Consider the following 16,922-nt stretch of genomic DNA (forward strand, 5'->3'; position numbering starts at 1 on the left):
CCTCATAAAAGAAAAAATTAATTACCTCAATAAATATTGCCAAAAGCCTTCTAAAATATGTTATTGGTGTCAAGATGAAACTAGAATTGGACTGACCCTGATAATATTGTTCTACTATTTCAACTGCCGACCCACCTCGAATTCAATTCGAGGTGGAAAGCGGCAGTGCATTCCGCACCCCCTTATTGTCTAGAAGTTAATCCCATTGAAAGATTGTGGAAAGAGGTCAAAAAATTCTTGAAAAACAGAGTCTTTAATTCATTAGATTTCTTACGAAGAATTCTAGCAAATATATTGGCTGGTTTTAGTCAAAAAGATATCGCTTCTATTACAGGATATGATTTTATTCTTGAGGCTTTATCTGTAGTCGGACTTTAGGAAATTGGTATAACTCAGGGATATCTTGTTTAATAACATCCCATAAAGTATTCAAATTAACTCGATTTCTCCAATGATAATAACTTGATAGAGAATAGCTGATTGTTTTTCTTCATTAATAGCTAAGGTTTTTTGATCCATTCCTTCAGAAAATTTTCAAATCTTCTTTCCAGCTTGAATAATATCCAGTAATGAAGCTTTATCTTTGTTCATAAATAATCTGTGCAGTATTTAAAATTTCCTCTTTACGAATCCAATTTTCACTATTTTCGACTGACTCTTGTACAACAATATCGACTGATCTTTGAGTCATATCTTCTAGGTGGTGTTTCAACTTTGCTAAAGTTAATAAACCTTGTCTAGCATAAGGAGCAAATTGAATCAATATGTCAATATCACTATTGTGATTAAAGTCCTCCCGTAAAATTGAACCAAATAAAGACATTTTTTTAATTTTCCACTGTTCACAAATATTAGTAATATCTATTGGTGAAAGCTTAAGTCTTTGCTGAATAAAATTAGAGGATTTTTTTTGTATGTTCATTGATTTTAGATTTAAAATGTTTACTGTTTATCAATTTTCAACCAACTAAAAAATTGATTAAGGGTTAAATTTATGTTAATATTATCGATTAAGGCAATAATGCGATCGCTTCTATAAATATCGGGTTCTTGTTGGGGGAAGAAAACAACAATAGAAGCATCATATATCAGTCATCAGTCATCAGTTTTATAATTCTAAAATTTTAAGCTATCTATTCTGGTAAAAAGCTGGCGTGGGGACAGAATAAACTACAAGCTAGAGTTAATCAGGGATATAGCCCGTCGTTCTTGTCGATAATAGGCACATTTTCCAGGGCTTATTTGCATCAATGCCTGAGATTCAACGGCAAACAAATCGCAATTTACAACCCAATCTTTTCCATGTAGCCCGATATAGAAGTTACTGTGTCTCCGTCGCATTTTCTTATTTTTTCTAACTCTCCCCACATATTTAGCTAATCTTTTATCTTTAATGATTTTTCCCAAAAATGTTGCCATTGAATAGGCTAAAATTATTAATATAATTAAGGAAGTAAGTGGAAAGGGGCGGTGCATTCCGCACTAAGAAGATTTTATAGATTCGGAAAAAATTTTAAAATTGTTAAACGTCTTTTTCAACTTTTTGTTGATTTGAAACTGTTTAATCTTCCTAATTTTAAAAACTACGATGCTTTTTCACAATTCAGTTAGACTGGCTATATTGCAATAGCACCAAGTAACTGAATACATTTTAATAAACCTTCTAAAAATTCATTGATTTGTTTCATTATTTTAAATTCAACTAATTTATAATGGTTATATTAAGATAATTGATTTAGCTTAATTCTGCTACAATTTGATTCTCAACTAAACTGTTTTGAGTCAATAAATCTTTAACTGTTACCCTCAAAAATCGCTGCTCATCTACCCAAAATTGTAACTTAATTCTATCACTTCCCGGCATCCCTAAAGGCTCTAATTTTGCTAAAGTTCTCGCCCCATCTTTATCATTTAAAGCTTGGACATTACTTTGTTCATTTCCTAAAGAACGAGTCACTAATCTATCCCCATCAAAATACACTTCTGTTCCCCCAGTTTCTGACCCTAATTCCCCTATAATTAATTCGATACTCGGTTGATTTTCAATAGATGCACCTAACTTAATTTCAATCGGTTCATTCATCGGGTAAGATTGCCCTGATTTAATGATAGAATGCCAACTATGGCACTTTTTACGACGGTTCCAATATCGCACACCATAACTATGATACAAAAAGTCCTTAACCTCAAATCCTTCGGCTAATTTTAAGGCACCTTCAGCAATAGCAGAAAAGGGGCGATCGCATTTAATCTTTGACTCATCAAAGTATTGTTTCACCCAAGTTCGTACGGCAGGAATTTGTACCGTTCCCCCGACTAATAGAATACCATCAATATCTTTTTTTTCAATACCATTTCGTCTTGCTTGTTGCAAAACTTGAGTCATTAAATCGTCTAATTTAGCAAAAAACTGTTCTTTTTTTAAGATACTTTCAAACTCTTCTCTGTCTAATGCTAATTCGTAACTGTTTAAGGTTTCATCGTTAAAATAAACTTCGTTAGCTTTTGCTTGAGATGATAACTTGATTTTGACTCTTTCTGCTAACCTTAACGTTAAAGAAGAAACGGGTATATTTTTGGTTTTTGTAAAATAATTAATTAGCCAATTATCAATATCTGAACCTCCCAAATTAGCCCCTGCTTTAGCTAAAACACGAGCTATTTTAGGCTTTTGACTTTTACTTTCTCCTAAAAATTTTTGACCCCATTTTAAAATAAAACCTTGATTTTTCTGGAGATTTTCTTTCCCTAATTTAACCAAAGATAAATCTACTGTTCCCCCACCAAAATCTAAGACTAATAATAATTTCTCTTCTGTTGTTCCATATCCTAATGCAGCAGCCGTCGGTTCATCTAATAGTCTAACTTGGTCAATATTCCACCCTTGACAAACATTACCCAACCAGTGGCGGTAAGTTTCAAAACTATCTACAGGAACAGTTAAAACTAATGAATCTAAAGGCATTATTGATTCATTTTTTAACTGTTCAATAACGCGATTTAAAAACCATTCTCCTATTTTTTCAAAGGTAACAAATGTACCATCTAATTCGGGCAAAAATCCTTGAATATTTGCCCCGATTCCCCGTTTAAACTGTCGAAAAAATCTTGAATTATTGGATAAATCTAAACCGTGATCGCGTACGGCTTGGCCTACTAAAATATTAGTATCTTTGGCATTTTCAATATAAACTAAACTAGGAATTAAAGGAGGATTATTCCCTAGTTTTTGAGACAATCCTGGAAGTTTTATGATTTCTGATCGTTGTGTCACTGGGTTGACACGGGTAATGACTGTATTGCTGGTACCAAAGTCAAGGGCGTAAGACACTTTTATTTAAAAGGGATTCTGTAAATAATAGTTAATCCTTTTAAAATAGCAAACACCCTTAACTCATGACAAGAGAACGGTTAAAAAAATTATTAATTAACCTAACTTTCTCAAAACGATTTTTAAACAAGAACGGTTGTAAAAACAAGAAAAATCTTAATAAAGACGACTCAAAACATAATCAACCAGATCTGTTAGGGACTGAGAATATTGAGAAGACTTTAAACAATCTAACTGTTTAAGGGCAAGTTGTGCATGATAAGAGGCTAATTCCCTGGCTCTGGCAATGCCTTGACTTTCATTAATAATAGATAAAGCCTTTTCGATGTCCTCCTCTTCGCTAAACTCTCGTTCAATTAATGTTTTTAAATAGGGGGTTTCTTCGATGGCAAATAAAGCAGGAGCGGTAATATTGCCACTGACTAAATCTGAGCCGGCAGGCTTACCTAAAACTTCTGTAGGTGAGGTAAAATCAAGGATATCATCGACGATTTGAAAGGCTAATCCAAGATACCTTCCGTAAGCGTAGAGACTATCAATCACTTCAGTAGAAGAATCGCTCAAGATAGCAGCAGATTTAGCACTATTAGCGATTAAAGAAGCAGTTTTGTAGTAACTTTTGTCTAAATAAGCATCTAAAGTCAAAGTGGTATCAAAGCGATTAATCCCTTGAAAAATCTCTCCCTCAGCAAAATCACGAATAACTTCTGAGAGTAACTTAACCACTTCTAAATTATCTAGATTAGCTAAGTACCAAGAAGATTGAGCAAATAAAAAGTCTCCTGCTAAAACAGCAATGCGGTTATCAAATAAACTGTTGACCGTGGGTACATTGCGTCGTAAAGCTGCTTCATCCACCACATCGTCATGAACTAAACTGGCAGTGTGGATCATCTCAGTAATTTCTGCTAGTCTGCGATGACGAGGAGTGAGCTCACGATCCAACATAGTGGCCCGTGACACTAATAAAACGATCGCTGGACGAATGCGTTTACCCCCCGCATCAAATAAGTGTTCGGCCGCTGCTCCCAGAATCGGATGGCGCGCCCCAACTAAGCGTTTAAGGTTATCTGTCAAAAGGCGTAAGTCGTCTTCTACAGGGGAAAAGAAAGAAGTTGTTGAGATCATGCGGTTAGTCAAACCTAGTTATTCAGTTACGAAAGTTTACATATTGTTGTATTTATTTTAAGCTAACCTTCCAGACAAGGAAACTTAATTGACCATTTTCTTGCAAACAAGTTGTTAAACTCCGGTAAAATCCCGAAAAAAATTATCCATTTCGGAATTCTTGTGTTAAGTTAATAATAAGGGTTTTAAGAATTTCCCCCTCTGTCCTAAAAGGCTGATAGATAAGCCATTGTTCTTAAGCGAATTTTAGGGATGAGGGAAGGGTTAGCTAGTTATAGCTAACAGCTTATGCAATCACCTGACAGAGAAATTGCTCTGTTTGAATAGAACTAACAGATGTAGAAAACGACTGGCGTTGATCAAAGGTCGAAGTCTGTTATAGTTCTGTTAAAGTGAAATCTTTTAGTTGCAAGTTCATCCAAGACCTTGGTTGTTTCTTGCGAGCTTAGGGCGGTAGGTGTCGTGAAACTGCTGCTACTTTGAGCTACCTGAAAAAAATCTCAACCCCTTTATTATAACACAATGTCCACCTTAGCCATAATAACTTGAAGACAAGAAGATGCCTGTGATCACACTGTTTCTCGCTGCTCTCTATTTGTTAATGATCTACGGATTGTTAATACTTGCTAAACGTACGGGTAAGTGGTTATCCCCACCTCCTCGTGATCTCGGATAGACAATTGTTTAATCAAAATCTAACGATCATAACAACTGTATAATTGACAAGGATAAAGGATTGGTAACGGTGTGAGGAGATTCAGATCAAAACCAATCCTTCTGCTTATTCAAGCACTTCTATTTGTTCCCAGGCAAGGGTAGGACTAAAACTAACGGGTAAAGATACTGACTCAACGAAAGGACAATAACCCAGCCATTGCTGGGAGAGTCTTGAGAAACTCTCTGAGCAACCACTGACAGCAAAGCGAGTCGGTGAAGCAGGAGAAATTTTACTTAATCCCATCAATTCTAACTCTTTTTTAGCAGCTTGTACTACATAACTAGCAGGATCAATCAGTTTGATTGTCCCAGGGATAATGGTTTTAATAAGGGCTTCTAAATGACGGTAATGAGTGCAACCGTAAACCAAAGTATCGATATCGTGGGCAAGTAAGGGGCTAAGATATTCTTGGGCGACTTGCTTGGTATAAACATCCCAAATTCGATTTTGCTCAATTAGAGGAACAAACTGAGGACACCCCACTTGCCAAACTTGAGCCTCAGGATTAATTTCTTGAATAGCTTGACGATAGGCTTGACTTTTAGCCGTTGCTGGAGTAGAGATGACTCCAATGCGCTTACCTTGTTTAACGGCAGCTTTTGCTCCAGGTAAGATCACTCCTAGAATAGGAAGATCAAACTCTTGGCGCACTGCTTCGAGGGCTAAAGCAGAACTGGTATTACAAGCCATGATAACCATTTTGACATTTTGCCCGGTCATCCAAGCCAGAATTTCTCGAACAAACTGTAAAATTTCGGACGCTTCACGATTACCATAAGGAAGTCGCGCTGTATCAGCAAAATATAGGATGGATTCTTGGGGTAACTGTCGGTAAAGTTCCCGTAAAACAGTCAATCCTCCCACACCACTATCAAACACACCAATAGGACTGTTTTGAATCTCTCTCATGTTGTGATTAAGTCAATAAAGGAAAAGTTAACAATTGAACCATGATTTTATAGGTTAGTAACTATATTGTAGAAACAGAAACGAATTTAGAGACCTTTTTGCCGAATATAATCTAAAATTCCTTGAGCGATCGCCCTGGCCATTTGACTACGATAAGCTGGATCACGTAATCTAGCGTTATCGATCGTCCCAGTTACAAATCCTGTTTCTACTAAAGCAGCCGGCATTCTAGAGGTTCTCAGGACGTAAAAACGAGAACTCTTGACCCCGCGATCGTTGGCGATGGTAACATTTCGTAAAATACTACGATGGATTGCCTCAGCTAACTCTCGATTTCCCGTATAAAACGTTTCCATCCCATTGACATTAGACCGTCCACCCCCCACTGCATTGGCATGGATACTGACAAAAATATCAGCCCTTGCTCGATTGGCCATAGAAGTGCGCCCCTGAAGACTGACAAAATAGTCAGCATTTCTCGTGAGCATCACCTCCACCCCTTGCTGTTTAAGCAGTTGACTCACTTCTAAAGAGATAGGGAGAATCACATCGACTTCCCTGAGTCCCCCTAACCCAACCGCCCCTGGATCTTTTCCCCCGTGGCCAGGATCAATGACCACCAGAACCCTTCCCCTAGGGGTTTGATTACCAGGGGGAAGGGGTGTGGGTTGAGACGGGGTGTTCGGGGCAGAAGGAACTGGGATAGCAGTGGGATTATTGGTGATAGGGGGACTACTGGTTTGTAAAGAACGCACTTCGAGGGATAAGGTTTGAGCATTGGGTTGCCGTAACCCCCCAAAACGCACCCCCAATGAAGGGCGAACTTGAATCACCACGGTATCCGTATTTACCTGACTCACCTTCAACTGATAAATAGGACTATTGCGCCCCAGTTGAGGACCTTGGATCGGGTCTGCCAATTGAGCTTGAGGAATACGAATTTCAAAAACCCCTGTTCTGCGATCAATCGTCCCTTGACCTTTGATAGGCCCGTTGGACTGAATCAACAGTTGACTATTGTTATTGGTTAATTCAATGGTGGAAATAGTCGGATTTTGATTTTTGACAGGGCTAACGCTGACCTCTGGGGAAGGCTCAGGGGAAGTTAAATCTTCTACGGCCGATAAACCCCCTTGGGGTAATAAAACCAGTCCTCCTAAACGGGAATAATAAGCTTGCCATCCTGGACTATCTTTGGCTACTCGGAGGGTGAGACGGCCTTGAGAGGGTGATGGTTGTTCAAACTTAACGTCACTGACCCCGTATTTATTAACCGCAAGGGTTTGATCAATTAAAGATTGGGGGAAGGATGCTCCAGGTAAGGTAAATTGTATGGTTTTGACCTCTTCTTGTTCGCGATCTTCTACCTGAATATCCCGATTTTGTCCTTGTTTGTCCAGACGAACAAATAAACCATTACGGGTGACTTGAAAATTATTATTTTCTTGAGAGGAAGAAGGAGACGGATTAAGAGGCCGCTGAGGTAAGGGGTTACTGGTAGGGGGATTGGGACGAGGATTCGGTCTAGAGGTTGTAGAATTACTAATCCGTTGGGGATTTGGCAGTTCTACAGTCCATTGGGTCGGAGAAAGACCCCTAACCTTTACCTGGGTGGGATCAACGGTGTATCCAGGGGCTAATTCAATCACCAAACGAGTGGTTTGAGAATTAAACTGACCCACACGCACACTTTTAATGGTTCCCCCAATCGTTTGATCGACGGTGGAACGGCCTAAGGTGATTCCTGGCAAGTCTAGAACGATACGAGTGGGGTTAGGGATCAACTGGGCCCGAGGTTGAACCCGTGAATCAGTGGTAAAAATTAGGCGATTTTGATTATTTTCATATCGCCAAAAGAGGAGTCTGCCGGCTTGTGCTGGCAGGGCAAACAAAAGGGTGCTGAGGATAGTTAATAGTAGCCAGTGAAATCTCACAATAGTTACTCCTATGGAGAATAACGGTTCTAATACTGATACAGGTTAATAGGAACCGTCTTACTCATCAACTCCAAAAGACGAAAAAATAGGGTTAAGGTTTCGAGAATGCTTCTTTATTGTCAGCAAAGCTTTATTTTTGATGCTGAGCAAAACAGGTGATTCTCATTAGGTACTTTCTTGTTCTTGTGGACTGACAGCCGGTTCTTTAAAGACCATTCGTAACCAGGGGGGAGCTAAAAAAGTGGTCAGGATAACCATCATAATAATGGCTGCTTCGGTGGACTGGGATAAAGCACCACTGGCTGAACCCACACCAGCAAACACTAAACCCACTTCCCCCCTGGGAATCATGCCGACACCGATCGCCAATTTATTAAGGTCAGGTTTTCCTAAAATTGTAAAGCCAGTGACTACTTTACCAATAATCGCTACAACGATTAAAAACAGAGCTAATATTAAGCCTTCTCGGTTACTGGGAACGGTAGGGTTCAGAACACTTAAATCGGTTTTTGCCCCTACACAAACAAAGAAAATGGGGACGAAAATATCAGAAATAGGAGCGATAAGTTCTTCAAGTTCGTGACGTTTCGTTGTTTCTGCTAAAACTAAACCCGCAGCAAAAGAACCGAGAATGCCTTCTAATTGAATAATTTGGGCAATATAGGACAGGACAAAGGCAAAACAGATAGACACCAGTAAAAGTTGCCCTCTGGTCTTCATTTCATCGACTAATTTGACGTACAAAGGACTCAATAGACGACCTAAAAGAATCGCACCGATGAGAAAAATGGCTGCACTGACAATGAGATAAAGAATATTGAAAACTTGAATTTCTCCTGTTTTTACTAAACTGGCTACGACTGCTAAGACAATAATGCCTAAAATATCATCGAGAACCGCAGCCCCAATAATAATTTGTCCTTCTGAGGAACTTAAACGACCCAATTCTGCTAAGACTTTAGCGGTAATACCGATACTGGTGGCGGTTAAAGCAGCCCCTGCAAACACAGCAGGAACGATAGGGACATTGAAACCATAAACTAATCCCAGGGTTCCTAAGGCGAAGGGAGTTACCACTCCTACCACTGCAACGATCGCTGCTTGGGGCCCGACACGGATTAACTCTTTTAAGTCAGATTCTAAGCCAATTTCAAATAGGAGGATAATTACGCCCAATTCTGAGAGAACAGAAACCACTTCCCCTTGAGAGGAAAACACCGCTTCTAAGCCCTCTGGGGTAACTTCGGTGGTTAATTGCAAAAACTGCATCAGAAGGGAGTCTGTGGCACTAAAACCTCCCTCTGGGAAGACTAATAGACCTAAGGCCGATACTCCAACGGCAACGCCTCCGACTAATTCCCCTAATACGGGAGGAAGATTAATGCGAAAACAAAGTTCACCTCCTAATTTACTGGCAAAGTAGATGACTACTAAACTGAGGAGAACACTCGCTAAAACTAAAGCACTATCGGCAGTTTCTCCTTCTGTTGCCGTCGCTAGTAAAGGAACGGGAATATAGAAGTTTGTGAGAGACAAGGTTGACATTAATATATTCATGCAAATTGTTATATCAGCTATCATCTAAAGCAGAAATGACTTTTACTACTTTACAGCTTTCCTTCTGATTGGTGATCGGCGATCGCTTATCAGTGACCAATTATCTAATCATTTCTGTTAATTATTAAATTTAAAGCCAATAAAAATATTAAGATAATATTACTTAAAAACAGATTGACTAATGAAGGCTTATTATTGATATTACTATTCTGTTTGTAAGTAGAGATGACAAAACAAGAAACAGAAGAAATATTATTTATTAAACTGTGTAAAGGGTTAGTAGAAATCTGCGATCGCATCAACAGAGGTGAACCTGCTTATCTTGTTAATGATTATCAGCCATTTCCTCAACCTTTACACGAAGCATTTGAAAAATTAAGTATTAAATGGATATTGAGAGATGGAAAAATCCGTCATCCTTCTATTCTTAATATGGTTCAAGCAGCAAGAGAGTCGATAGAAGCAGTAGACCCCGAATTTTGTCAATGGGTCGATTTTCCTGATGAACCTTTAATTGAGGATATGACGAAACCATCAGAAGAATGTGAAGATTATGCAATTGAGTATAGTTTGAGTTTAGAAATTGATAATAATCAAAGTTATATTCCTCGGTTGATGGAAGAAATTCAAAAAAATGATTTACCTTATAGCACTTATACAGAATTCCGTCGTTTCATAGCAGAAAATCCTTTTCCTTCTGAATTAGATAAAGCATTATTAATAGATGAACATCCTGAAATTGAAAGAGTGAAAGACTTATTAGAAGAAGCTTATCAAGACGTACCTCTGCAGTCTAATGATAAGCAATTATGCAAAAAATGTGGTGGTTATTTAGACTGTGCAGCAAGAGAAATTGAGGGATGTTGTGAATCTTTAGAGGATAAAGTAGATAAAGCCCCTCTTCCTGATACTGTTAGGTGTTTAATTAGACCATCCTTAATTGAATTACGTCTGGAAAAAAAGATTAAGGAAATGGGATTAGAAGTAGAATTATGGCCAGAATTAGATAAAGCGGATCTCAAAGTAACTTTTCCTGATGGTAAAAGTTGGGCAGTTGATGCAAAAGACTGGGTAAATGCGACAAAATTAGCCAGAGAATTAAATGAAGATGGAATACCTGAGATTGGTCAATGTCAATCATTTTTTGTTGTTCCAGATTATCGACTTAAAAAGCTACAAAATCAAGCAATTTTGAAAAGTAAATATCAAGGGAATATTCCAGTAATTTCAGAATCAGAATTAATTAAACGAATCAAAAAGGAATTAAAATGAGAGATTCAAGTAGTTGGCTAAAAAAATTAAGTGAACAGTCTGAAAATTATGTTTCTCAACCAACTAATTTTATTCGCACTGAATTGATGTTATACGCTTTACATACTTATTTCCCTTTACATCCTATCAAAAAAGCTCATTTATTAATGCAAGGTTATCGAGAACCAGGAATAAGTGATTATCAATGGCAAATTATTAAACATTTACGTCATTTAGCCTCAGAATTTCGCAGTTCTATTAGTTGGGAAATTGCTTTAAGAAATTATGATGAACTTACTAAAAATAATAATAGTATTTTAGGGTTTAAAATTGATTATGATCATAATCATATTCGTTTGACTAACGATATGTTCACGAATCGTTATGAGAGTTATAAGGCTGTTTTGACTGAAAAAAACCTTGAATTTGATACAAAAAACTATAATCCTGCACCAAAAGGCAACTATCAATTTAAGATTAATTCAGAGGAAACAAGATTAGTTAAAATTGACGAAGCTATTGCTAATATAGGAATACAATATAATAATAATATTCCGAGTATTAATTTAAGCAATAATCGTGAATCGATTAGAGTAAAAATTAAAGAATTAGTTAAAAAAGGACAAGAGTTAAAACAAGTTTTAAAATATGATGCAGGGGAAATTATTGAAAAGTCTCGTTATTGGGATGTAGAGAATAATAAAGAAACTGACGAAATATATATTGATGGTGAGAGTCATATTTTAGGACCGACTGGGAGCGGAAAATCAACATTAATTGAAAGCTTAATTACTATTTTAATTGAACAAAATAAAAGAATTGCCATTGCAACTAATAGCGTAGGAGAGGTTCAAGATTGGTTGGAATTTGCTCAAAAAACAAACATTAAAGCAGTACCTATTATTGGTAACTCTGAACGACATAAACATCTAAGTCGCTTAAATCAAGCCATTATGTTTGGTAATAAAGATCAATCTTTTACTCATCCAGGGTTTAAATGGTTAAGTCAATGTTGTCCCTTATTCGCATTAGCAAATCCATCAAGTCCACAGTCAACCACAAATAAAAGAAATAAAAAACCTTGTTTTAATCAATTAGAAGATATTAATGATACAAAAAATAAAAAATATGATTGTCCTTTAGTGGGTGTTTGTCCTCAACATATTACTGCTAAAGAGTTAGAAGAAGCGCAGTTAATTGTTGGAACTTTACCAGGTTTTATTCATAAAAAAGTATCGAGTCATACGTTAAAAGAAAACATTACAATTCTGGAATATTTAGCCTTAACTACTGACTTATTTGTAGTAGATGAAGTGGATCTCGCTCAACCTAAATTAGATGAACTTTTTTATCCCATTGTTACCCTTGCCTCTTTTGAGCAAATGCAAGATACTTGGTCACGTAATGAATTTTATCAGCATATAAATAGTGTTTTAGAAGGGGAAGTTGTTGTACTCAAAAAATTTAGAGATTCTTATCTTGAGGAATCAGAAGGATGGAAATTTTTAGCGTGTAAAGCAATCGCAGATATGATGTATTCTCTAAGAGATATTGCTGCTATTTTTCAAGGGAAACAACCAACACAAGAGATTGAAACATTACTGACACAATGTGCAACAGAAGGAAGATTATTTGGTGCTTGGTCTTTATTTGATAGTTTAGCTGAACATCTATCAGGAAAAATAAAAATCCGTTTAGGAGAAAAAATACGCAAACCCACGGCTAATAAATACGAAAAAAGTTATGAAAGATATCGTGAAATCTTTAAACGGATACAAGATAAGATCAGCGATCCTAGTTTAGTCGGATTAGAGAATAAAGATAGCAAAATTGTCACTAAATTAACTTACATAGCAGGGATTTTATTAAATACACCATCGTCAAAAATTCCTCATCCTAAATGCGTTGAATTTATCAAAGAAACGAAATGGGATACAGAACTCAATAAATTAGAATCCGACGAAGAAAAATTTATTAATAATTTAGCAATGTTATTACAATTGTCTATTTATGCTGCTCAAGGGTTAGGAGCATTAGGTAAACATATTTCAACTAGAAAATTATCTAATAGCGAACTTCAATCTAATTTACCTTTGATTCCACCCGTTGATTTTGAAAAGTTGTTACCTGCCTCTCCCGTTGGTGCAGTCACTAGCGCACAATATCAAGATGGACATCTTAAAATACATAGAGGTATTTGTATAGGGCGATCGCTTTTGAGTCAATGGCAAGAAATTTTTACGGTTGATGGGTTAACACCATCTCATTTATTAGTCACTTCAGCTACCAGTTACTCAGGAAAAGAAAAACAATCCTATGGGTTTCATGTTCAACAAAAACCCAGTTTACTAATAGAAACACCAAAAGAAAAAATTGAAAAAGTTACCCAAAAAAGTGAATTTTTCTTTTGTCCTGTAGTCGATAATAGTAATATTCCTGTGAGGATATCTGGTTTCTATGGAGAGCAACGTCACGACAATATAGGAAAGATGGTATCTGGTTTATGTCGTTCCTTTACCCAAGGTGAACCTTTAATTGATCGATTTCAAACCTATTTAAAAGATAAAATAGGAGAAGACCGAAAAAATATCCTATTAATTACTAATAGTTACGCTGAAGCCAAAACCTTCTATACTTGCTTAAAACCACCCTATCAAGAAAAAGCGTCTTTTGTGGTTCGAGATGGAGACAGTGTTTTATGGTCCCCTGATATCAATGTTCCTCGTTCTAAAATGACAGAATTTCCCAGTCAAGGAAAAGAACTATTAATTGCTCCTATTGGTGCTATTTCTCGCGCGGTTAACCTCATGCACCCAGATAATAAAGAAGAGCCTTATTTTGGTGGTATGGTGATATTAGTAAGACAACATCCTCGTCCCGATGATAATCAAATTATTATCAGTGCAGTGAACAAAAACGCCGTTGATAATATGGGTTCTAAACCTGTCACTACCATTCAAAGAGAAGCGAGAAATACAAGAGATGTATTCTTAGCTGTTCCGCAAATTTTCTCTAACCTACCAGACGAAATACAAGGGGTTGCGATGAGAAATCCGCTTGTTTGGACGTTAGCAGTAAATTTAACTCAATTAATTGGTCGTAGCACCCGTGGGGGACGAAATACGGTAGTTTGATTTACAGATGCTGCATTTATGCCACAAACTGCACAAGGTAAGGGTGACAGTGAAACAGAAAAAACATCTCTGTTGTTAGCCGTTCGTCAACTTTTGGGGAATGCTATTAAAGAAGGGGGTTCATCTGGACGTTTAATTGAAACGTTATATGGGCCAGTTTATTATCCTTTGACCCGTTTAACTCACTTTATTAGTGAAGTCCCTCTGTAAGGTGGGCATTGCCCACCCTACCACATCATTTATCTATCTAGCAATTATTTTCAGATCATGGCACCAAGATACAACTATTTTCAACCCATTTATTTTGAATATGATGAAACATTGATTAAAGATATTACGGGTTATGTTATGGCATTTCCTAATCTAGAAAAATTTAAACTACATTATGAGGGAGAACATAAAAATGCACCAACTGACTCTTTATTAGATACGTTACGCTTATTATTACCTCAAATTAGAGTAATTAATAAGCTTACAAGATTTAATAAGATTACTAAAGAGTATGAATCTAACCCCGAAGCTTTTTTAGCTGATGAACCTATTGATCCTAAAGTTTTAGAGTTAATATTTAGAAAATGGGTTGAAGTTTGGTATCCAGAATCAAGTCATGACAAAGTTAAAGAATTATGTACACTAGAACAATTTGAATGGAAAAAAAGAACCCCAGAACAGTTAGAATGGTGGTCACCAGCTTGGGCGATGGGTAAACTATTAAGTGAACAAGAATATGAATTAGGAGATAATAAAGTTAAGTTACTATTTAGTCCTAGTAGAAAAAGTAATACAGTTGAGTTAGTTTCCTGGCCACCGTTGACCACTCCACGTCAATATAAAGCTTCCATTGGTGTTGTTATTTCTACCCAAAGCGATCTAAATCATAAAAGAATCAATATTCATTTTAAAATGAAACGTTGGGTTGTAAAACGAGGGGATCAAGACGAAATTGGTTTACAAAGAAATACCACTCATTGCTATATTCGTAAGCTAAAATCTTGGTCAAGAGAATTGAATTTTATTGAGCCTAATGCGTTTACATTTTTAGAGGCGAAAAACTTTGAAAAAGAAGGCTCAGAAGATAAGAAAAAGGAATTTGAACGTCGCTGGAAAGATAAAAAAATACGAGCAATATTAGACAAATTAGGGGTAAACATTCCTGATATTGAAGATGTACTTTTAAAACCTCTAAACTATTTTGAAAGTGATGATCTAGATATTTTAGTTCCTGCTAGAGCATCACAAAAAGTCGGAGTCGGAACAGGCGTTCCTATTTCTGATATCAGAAGATTACTAAAACAAATTACTAACTTTTTACCAAAGAGTGTAAACTTAAGTCAACCTTGGCAAAAAATATCTAAAATTGAAAATAATGAGATTATTAAACAGCAGTTTAAACAAGCTTCTGAATTAATTAAAGAACAATTTTGTGAACAACCTAAAATCCAAAAACCTTCTAAAGATAAGTTACCTGGAATAACCGAAACTTTAAAAGATTTCTTACAACAAAGAGCTAATAATATAACAGTTTATGTTTCTACTGCGACTAATTCCAAAACAAAAGATGCTATTAAAAAAGTTGCTGATCATTATTTTGGAGATAGTTTAAATTTAAAATTTATTGCTTGGGAAAGTATAGCTGATCCAATAGAATATAAAACATCGAAAAAAGATAAAAATAAAAAGATTCCTCAATTACAACATCTCAAAGCATTCGCTGATAAGTATAAACAAGATTTTTCTACACCGATCATAGTTGAAATATTAGATCAAGATCATCCATCATATAAAGGTAATGCTGATCCAAAATCTTATATTAAATCACTATTACCAAAATATAATTTAATTCCTCAATGTATCGTATCTTATGAACAATGTACCGATAACAAGAAAAAAGAAGAATTAGAAAAAAGTTTATTTAATCGTGCTTTTCAATCAATTTTAGATGCAATAATGCCTTTTGAGCAAAACTATCCGTTATCTACTGCTGAAGATAATAATGTTTATGCAGGATTTCATATAATTTCTCGAAATAAAGCAACATCGAATAAAGCATTTAATGAACCCGTATTAGTTGTTATTTATAAAAATGAGATTAAGGTTTTATTAGTAGCAAGAGATCCAAAATTTAAGTCATTTACTGAAGCAATTAATTATTTAGCCAACAATAATAATGACAATAATAATATGCAGCCTAACGTCATTATAAATAAGATGTTAGACGAACTTACTCTTAACTATTCAAATGCTGAGAATATTTATCTCTATGCTCATGCACAAAATTCTAGAAGATATTGGCCATGGTTACAAGATACATATTTCAACTCTAGTAAGTCACCAACTAAGAAAATTACTATTATTCGTATTCGAGATTTAATAAATAATGAAGTTGCATCGGGATATGGACTACCCATAGAAAATGAAGATTTTTCAGAAGAATTTGACCCAGAAATAGCTTCTTATGCAAATGGAATTTTTATGCCACTCAATTCTAACCCTGGAGAAATACCATTGATAGGATTAACATTACATCAAACTGTATTAAGTATTGCTCAAAAACCACAAACATTAAGTAACCAACCCAAAAATAAAAGTAGAGTTGAACCTTGGACATCACAAGGATATGAAAAAGAAGAAAACGAAAAAGGAGAAAAAGTTTATAAACTTGATACCGAAACTGGAAAACGCATTAAGACTAATGTTACTCGTGATCCAGACTCTTATAAAGATTGGAAAATGCCTCAACCCCGTGCTCATAATATATTAGCTACACCATCCCCGAACAAGTTTATCTTACATCACAAAATTGCTCATGAGTTGCGATCGCGTCATTGGTGGAGTGCAGACGAATGCAAATATCCTTTACCTCTATCTTTGGCAGAGAAACTTAAAGAATGGTGTTTCAGTGACTCAGTTGAGTAAAACTCTTAACGATGGTTTAGGATGAAAGGGTGAAATGGTAA

At 36.1% G+C, this 16,922-nt stretch carries 12 protein-coding genes and 1 pseudogene; 6 read left to right on the forward strand and 7 right to left on the reverse strand.

Going from position 1 to position 16,922, the window contains the following annotated elements; all coding sequences use genetic code 11:
• Positions 1-165: 165 nt before the first annotated feature.
• A complete protein-coding gene (locus CY0110_RS30350; protein ID WP_008274399.1) occupies positions 166-378 on the forward strand; it encodes a transposase in 213 nt (70 codons plus the stop codon).
• A 199-nt stretch (positions 379-577) separates the two neighbouring features.
• On the opposite strand, the gene CY0110_RS05855 is transcribed toward CY0110_RS30350, so the two are convergent.
• Together CY0110_RS05855 and CY0110_RS05860 are read right to left on the reverse strand one after the other, a co-directional pair.
• Entirely contained in the window at positions 578-922 is a 345-nt protein-coding gene (locus CY0110_RS05855) for a nucleotidyltransferase family protein (protein ID WP_008274402.1), read from the reverse strand.
• 248 nt (positions 923-1,170) lie between these two features.
• The gene (locus CY0110_RS05860) at positions 1,171-1,419 is read right to left on the reverse strand and encodes a hypothetical protein (RefSeq protein WP_035798635.1); all 249 of its coding nucleotides are present in this window, start codon (positions 1,417-1,419) and stop codon (positions 1,171-1,173) included.
• 63 nt (positions 1,420-1,482) lie between these two features.
• Here CY0110_RS05860 and CY0110_RS31620 point away from each other — a divergent pair.
• A pseudogene (locus CY0110_RS31620) lies at positions 1,483-1,611 on the forward strand (IS630 family transposase); the annotation flags it as partial.
• Positions 1,612-1,735: 124 nt separating this feature from the next.
• On the opposite strand, the gene CY0110_RS05865 reads toward CY0110_RS31620, so the two are convergent.
• From CY0110_RS05865 to CY0110_RS05885, 5 genes are all read right to left on the reverse strand, one after another.
• Positions 1,736-3,331 (reverse strand): Hsp70 family protein, encoded by a 1,596-nt coding sequence (locus tag CY0110_RS05865; RefSeq protein ID WP_008274403.1) that lies wholly within the window; start codon positions 3,329-3,331, stop codon positions 1,736-1,738.
• 156 nt (positions 3,332-3,487) lie between these two features.
• Complete coding sequence (gene sds / locus CY0110_RS05870; protein WP_008274405.1) at positions 3,488-4,459, reverse strand: solanesyl diphosphate synthase; 972 nt, start codon at positions 4,457-4,459, stop codon at positions 3,488-3,490.
• 781 nt (positions 4,460-5,240) lie between these two features.
• The gene (gene murI / locus CY0110_RS05875; protein WP_008274406.1) at positions 5,241-6,086 is read right to left on the reverse strand and encodes a glutamate racemase; all 846 of its coding nucleotides are present in this window, start codon (positions 6,084-6,086) and stop codon (positions 5,241-5,243) included.
• Positions 6,087-6,172: 86 nt separating this feature from the next.
• On the reverse strand, positions 6,173-8,020 hold the full coding sequence (locus tag CY0110_RS05880) for an N-acetylmuramoyl-L-alanine amidase (RefSeq protein ID WP_008274407.1): 1,848 nt from the start codon (positions 8,018-8,020) through the stop codon (positions 6,173-6,175).
• A gap of 168 nt (positions 8,021-8,188) precedes the next feature.
• Positions 8,189-9,568, reverse strand: a complete 1,380-nt coding sequence (locus CY0110_RS05885) for a cation:proton antiporter (protein WP_008274408.1) — start codon at positions 9,566-9,568, stop codon at positions 8,189-8,191.
• A 237-nt stretch (positions 9,569-9,805) separates the two neighbouring features.
• On the opposite strand from CY0110_RS05885, the gene CY0110_RS05890 reads away from it, so the two are divergent.
• The 4 genes from CY0110_RS05890 to CY0110_RS05900 are packed head-to-tail and all read left to right on the forward strand — an operon-like array spanning position 9,806 to position 16,881.
• Positions 9,806-10,852, forward strand: coding sequence for a restriction endonuclease-related protein (locus tag CY0110_RS05890; RefSeq protein ID WP_008274409.1), 1,047 nt, complete (start codon positions 9,806-9,808; stop codon positions 10,850-10,852).
• The gene (locus tag CY0110_RS05895) at positions 10,849-13,965 is read left to right on the forward strand and encodes a pPIWI_RE_Z domain-containing protein (RefSeq protein WP_008274410.1); all 3,117 of its coding nucleotides are present in this window, start codon (positions 10,849-10,851) and stop codon (positions 13,963-13,965) included. Before CY0110_RS05890 ends, CY0110_RS05895 begins: the two co-directional genes overlap by 4 nt.
• Before the next feature lie 18 nt (positions 13,966-13,983).
• Positions 13,984-14,175 (forward strand): hypothetical protein, encoded by a 192-nt coding sequence (locus CY0110_RS30355; RefSeq protein WP_008274411.1) that lies wholly within the window; start codon positions 13,984-13,986, stop codon positions 14,173-14,175.
• 57 nt (positions 14,176-14,232) lie between these two features.
• Positions 14,233-16,881, forward strand: a complete 2,649-nt coding sequence (locus CY0110_RS05900) for a pPIWI_RE module domain-containing protein (protein ID WP_008274412.1) — start codon at positions 14,233-14,235, stop codon at positions 16,879-16,881.
• Positions 16,882-16,922: the final 41 nt, after the last annotated feature.

The organism is Crocosphaera chwakensis CCY0110 (assembly GCF_000169335.1).
Lineage (GTDB): Bacteria > Cyanobacteriota > Cyanobacteriia > Cyanobacteriales > Microcystaceae > Crocosphaera > Crocosphaera chwakensis.

Excerpts from the sequence above, each read along its gene's own strand:
- CY0110_RS05855 (WP_008274402.1), bottom strand. The coding sequence starts at position 922 with ATGAACATACAAAAAAAATCCTCTAATTTTATTCAGCAAAGACTTAAG.
- CY0110_RS05860 (WP_035798635.1), bottom strand. The coding sequence starts at position 1,419 with ATGGCAACATTTTTGGGAAAAATCATTAAAGATAAAAGATTAGCTAAA.
- sds (WP_008274405.1), bottom strand. The coding sequence starts at position 4,459 with ATGATCTCAACAACTTCTTTCTTTTCCCCTGTAGAAGACGACTTACGC.
- murI (WP_008274406.1), bottom strand. The coding sequence starts at position 6,086 with ATGAGAGAGATTCAAAACAGTCCTATTGGTGTGTTTGATAGTGGTGTG.
- CY0110_RS05885 (WP_008274408.1), bottom strand. The coding sequence starts at position 9,568 with ATGTCAACCTTGTCTCTCACAAACTTCTATATTCCCGTTCCTTTACTA.
- CY0110_RS05890 (WP_008274409.1), top strand. The coding sequence starts at position 9,806 with ATGACAAAACAAGAAACAGAAGAAATATTATTTATTAAACTGTGTAAA.
- CY0110_RS05895 (WP_008274410.1), top strand. The coding sequence starts at position 10,849 with ATGAGAGATTCAAGTAGTTGGCTAAAAAAATTAAGTGAACAGTCTGAA.
- CY0110_RS30355 (WP_008274411.1), top strand. The coding sequence starts at position 13,984 with ATGCCACAAACTGCACAAGGTAAGGGTGACAGTGAAACAGAAAAAACA.
- CY0110_RS05900 (WP_008274412.1), top strand. The coding sequence starts at position 14,233 with ATGGCACCAAGATACAACTATTTTCAACCCATTTATTTTGAATATGAT.